This is a genomic window from Hoeflea sp. BAL378 (assembly GCF_000759435.1).
Lineage (GTDB): Bacteria > Pseudomonadota > Alphaproteobacteria > Rhizobiales > Rhizobiaceae > Hoeflea.
The window spans coordinates 1-3,910 of sequence record NZ_JRJG01000208.1 but is presented as its reverse complement, the minus strand read 5'-3'; the positions used below and the strand labels follow the sequence as shown (position 1 = coordinate 3,910).

5 protein-coding genes are annotated in these 3,910 nt (G+C 66.8%); all 5 read left to right on the top strand.

Annotated features, from left to right (window positions below):
• Window positions 1–501 (top strand): cell envelope integrity protein TolA (locus LL06_RS25240; protein WP_244447223.1); only part of this gene is annotated, 501 nt, incomplete at its 5' end.
• An 18-nt stretch (window positions 502–519) separates the two neighbouring features.
• A complete protein-coding gene (gene tolB, locus LL06_RS25235; RefSeq protein WP_035533596.1) occupies window positions 520–1,833 on the top strand; it encodes a Tol-Pal system beta propeller repeat protein TolB in 1,314 nt (437 codons plus the stop codon).
• 166 nt (window positions 1,834–1,999) lie between these two features.
• The gene (gene pal / locus LL06_RS25230) at window positions 2,000–2,506 is read left to right on the top strand and encodes a peptidoglycan-associated lipoprotein Pal (protein WP_035533593.1); all 507 of its coding nucleotides are present in this window, start codon (window positions 2,000–2,002) and stop codon (window positions 2,504–2,506) included.
• Window positions 2,507–2,691: 185 nt separating this feature from the next.
• Window positions 2,692–3,624 (top strand): tol-pal system protein YbgF, encoded by a 933-nt coding sequence (gene ybgF, locus LL06_RS25225; RefSeq protein WP_035533591.1) that lies wholly within the window; start codon window positions 2,692–2,694, stop codon window positions 3,622–3,624.
• A 16-nt stretch (window positions 3,625–3,640) separates the two neighbouring features.
• Window positions 3,641–3,910, top strand: a 270-nt coding sequence (locus tag LL06_RS25220) for an ATP-binding protein (RefSeq protein ID WP_035533589.1), incomplete at its 3' end; no start/stop codon positions are given.

The window sequence follows — 3,910 nt, the reverse complement described above, 5'->3', positions numbered from 1 at the left end:
GTGCCCCAGGCGCGGCCTGAGCCGCCCAAGGCCGCGGCCAAGCCGGCGGCTCCCACGGAAACCGCCTCCACCAAGGAGAGCGATTTCAACGCAGACGAGGTGGCCGCGCTTCTTAATAAGCAGGACGCCCAGGGCGGCGGCGCCAAGCGGACCACCGAGACGGCGTCTCTCGGCGGCGAGCGCACCACGCGCGGCAATACGCTCAGCCAGAGCGAGATGGATGCGCTCCGCGGCCAGATCCAGAAGAACTGGAACATCATCCCGGGCATGGCCGATGGCGGCGAGGTGCGGGTGACGGTGCGGATGAGACTCGACATGGCAGGGAACATTGTGGGCGAGCCGGACGTTACCGCCACGGGCGGGTCGGATGGAGTCAGGCGAACCCTGTCAGGCAGCGCGCGCCGCGCGGTGCTGAAGTCCCAGCCTTACCAGTTGCCTCAAGAGAAGTATGATTCATGGGCTGAGGTGATCGTGAACTTCGATCCCAGCCAGATGTTCTAAGCGCTGAAAGGCTGCATTATGAAAATGATCAACCGCATTTCCGTCCTGCCATTGCTGATGGCCGCCGCGTTCGCCCTGTTCGCGGCGGGTCCGGCGCGCGCCGTGGTCGAGATCGACATCAACCGCGCCAATGTCGAGCCGCTGCCGGTCGCCATCACCGACTTCATCTCCGACGACGGCATCGGCGCGCAGATCTCGGCGGTGGTGGCGGCGGATCTCAAGCGCTCCGGCCTGTTCGCGCCGATCGACAAGGGCGCCTTCATCGAGAAGATTGCCAATCCGGACGCCGCGCCGCGGTTCCAGGACTGGACGGTGATCAACGCCCAGGCGCTGGTGACCGGGCGCGTGGTGCGCGACCCCGACGGCCGGCTGCGCGCGGAGTTCCGTCTCTGGGATACGTTCGCCAGCCAGCAGTTGTCGGGCGAGCAGTTCTTCACCAGCCCCGAGAACTGGCGGCGGGTGGCGCATATCATCGCCGACGCCATCTATGAGCGGCTGACCGGCGAGAAGGGCTATTTCGACAGCCGCGTCGTCTTCGTCTCCGAAAGCGGGCCCAAGACCGCAAGGCAGAAGCAGCTCGCGATCATGGACCAGGACGGCGCCAATCTGCGCATGCTGACCAACGCCAACGACATCGTGCTGACGCCGCGGTTCTCGCCCTCGCGCCAGGAAATCACCTACATGTCGTTCGAGGGCGGCCAGCCGCGGGTCTACCTGCTCCAGCTCGAGACCGGCCAGCGCGAACTCGTCGGCAACTTCCCCGGCATGACGTTCTCGCCGCGGTTCTCGCCCGACGGCCAGAAGGTGATCATGAGCCTGCAGCAGGACGGCAACGCCAACATCTACACCATGGACCTGCGCTCGCGGGCGACGACGCGGCTCACCAACACCGCGGCGATCGACACCTCGCCCTCCTATTCGCCCGACGGCACGCAGATCGTCTTCGAGAGCGACCGCGGCGGCCGCCAGCAGCTCTATGTCATGGGCGCCGACGGATCCAACCAGCGCCGCGTCTCCTTCGGCGACGGCTCCTACTCGACGCCGGTCTGGTCGCCGCGCGGCGATCTGATCGCCTTCACCAAGCAGTCGGGCGGCAAGTTCTCCATCGGCGTCATGCGCACCGACGGATCGGGCGAGCGGATCCTGACCACCGGCTTCCACAACGAGGGCCCCACCTGGGCGCCCAACGGACGGGTGCTGATGTTCTTCCGCCAGCCGGCCGGTTCCGGCGGCCCGCAGATCTATTCGATCGACCTCACCGGCTACAACGAGCAGCTCGTGACGACGCCGTCCTATGCGTCCGACCCGGCCTGGTCGCCGCTCCTGGAATAGGACATAACACGCGAAAAAGGCGGGTTTTCGCCGTCTTTGCGCCGCATTGTGCGTTCAAACGCGGCTAACGGAATGTAAAATAAGGAAGCGTTAACCGTCTTCGTTCAATGCGGATTAACCGCGACGGGTTACAAACGGTCAACCAAAACTACCAAGGAGACCGGCCATGGGCCGCATGCAAGAACTTGCCCGCAACCCTGCGATCCTCGCGCTTTTCACAGTGCTGGTGCTTTCGGGGTGCGCTTCGAAGAAGAACAATCTGCCCAACAACGCGGCCGATCTCGGTCTCGCCGGCAACGCGACGCCGGGCTCGCAGCAGGACTTCACCGTCAATGTCGGCGACCGGATCTTCTTCGACACCGATTCCTCGGTGATCCGCGCCGACGCCGCCTCGACGCTCGACCGTCAGGCGCAGTGGCTCAACCAGTATCCGACCTACCAGATCACGGTCGAGGGCCATGCCGACGAACGCGGCACCCGCGAGTACAACCTGGCGCTGGGCGCCCGCCGCGCCGCCGCCACCAAGCAGTATCTGGCGACCCGCGGCGTCGCCGCCAACCGCATGAACACCATCTCGTTCGGCAAGGAGCGTCCGGTCGCGGTCTGCGACGACATCTCCTGCTGGTCGCAGAACCGCCGCGCGGTCACCGTGCTCGGCGGAGCGGGCAGCTAGGCCAGCCATCGGATCTTCGATCCTCAAGCAAGAGGGCGGCCCGCAAGCCGCCCTCTTTTTGTGTCGAGCCGGGCGATGATCATAGTTTGGCCCGTTTGTGCGTTGATTTGAGGTCGCGCCATGCGGTATTCCAGATATCCGGGCTCCGGGTCACGGGCCGTCGCCCCGCACAATGAGGTCAGCTGATGAAACCATTTTACAAACTGATTGCAGCCGCGGCGTTGGCCGCAGGTGCGTTTCCTGTGAATGCGGCGCCCTTATTCTCGGGCTTTTCGCCGGTTGAGCCGGTTCCACCGGCCGCGGTGGGGTCGGCCGCGCCGGAGCGGGCGCCGGTGATCCTGGCGCAGTCGGGCGATCCGGTGTTCCGCATCGGCCAGCTCGAGGAGCAGGTCCGCGCGCTCAACGGCCGGATCGAGGAACTGGGCTTCCAGATGCTGCAGATGCAGGAGCAGATGCGGCAGATGCAGGAGGACAACGAGTTCCGCTTCCAGGAACTGGAGAAGACCGGCGGCCAGCGCGGCGATGCCGGGCCTGCCGCCACCCAGCCGGGCGTCGAGCCGTCGAGCACCGCCTCCACCAGCCAGGACAGCCTGGGAACCGGCGCCGCGCCCGCGGACCTCGGATCGATCAAGTTCAACGAGAACGGCGACCTGATCGGCGGCATCATCGAGCCGAACGGCTCGGCCGCGGGAACCGGGGCCACGGCCGGGGCAGGGACCGACACCGCCTCGCTGACCGCGCCCGAGGACATCTACCAGGCCGGCTACAACCACATGCTCGCCGGCGACTATGCGCTGGCCGAGCAGGTGTTCCAGCAATATGTGGCCGCGTTTCCGGAAGGCGAACGGGCCGCCGACGCGATGTTCTGGCTGGGCGAGGCGCAGTATTCGCAAGGCAATTACCAGGCCTCGGCGCAGACCTTCCTCGACGCCCACAAGCAGTATCCGCAGGCCGACAAGGGTGCCGACACGCTGCTCAAGCTCGGCATGTCGCTGGCCCAGCTCGACAACCGCGACACCGCCTGCGCCACGCTGCGCGAAGTGCTGATCCGTTATCCCGGAGCCTCGGCGGCCGTGCGCGCCAAGGTCAGCGAAGAACAGCTCCGGGCGAGCTGCTAGGCCCGAGGCATCCCCGATGCCCGCCCCGCCGGACCGGCCCGCGCCACCGCCGCCCGATGTCCGGCACTGTCTTTCCGAATTTCTCTCCCGACTGACCGACCCGCGCCCGCTCGGCGTCGCGGTTTCCGGCGGATCCGATTCGCTCGGATTGCTCTACGGCCTCGCCGGGCTTTGCCCCCCGGGCAGGCTGGTCGCGCTGACGGTCGATCATGGGCTGCGCGCCGGCTCCGCCGACGAGGCGCGCCGGGTCAAGGCCCGGTGCCGCGGGCTCGGCCTGCGCCACGAA

Coding starts and splice junctions, on each gene's coding strand:
- tolB (WP_035533596.1), top strand. CDS start 520: ATGAAAATGATCAACCGCATTTCCGTCCTGCCATTGCTGATGGCCGCC.
- pal (WP_035533593.1), top strand. CDS start 2,000: ATGGGCCGCATGCAAGAACTTGCCCGCAACCCTGCGATCCTCGCGCTT.
- ybgF (WP_035533591.1), top strand. CDS start 2,692: ATGAAACCATTTTACAAACTGATTGCAGCCGCGGCGTTGGCCGCAGGT.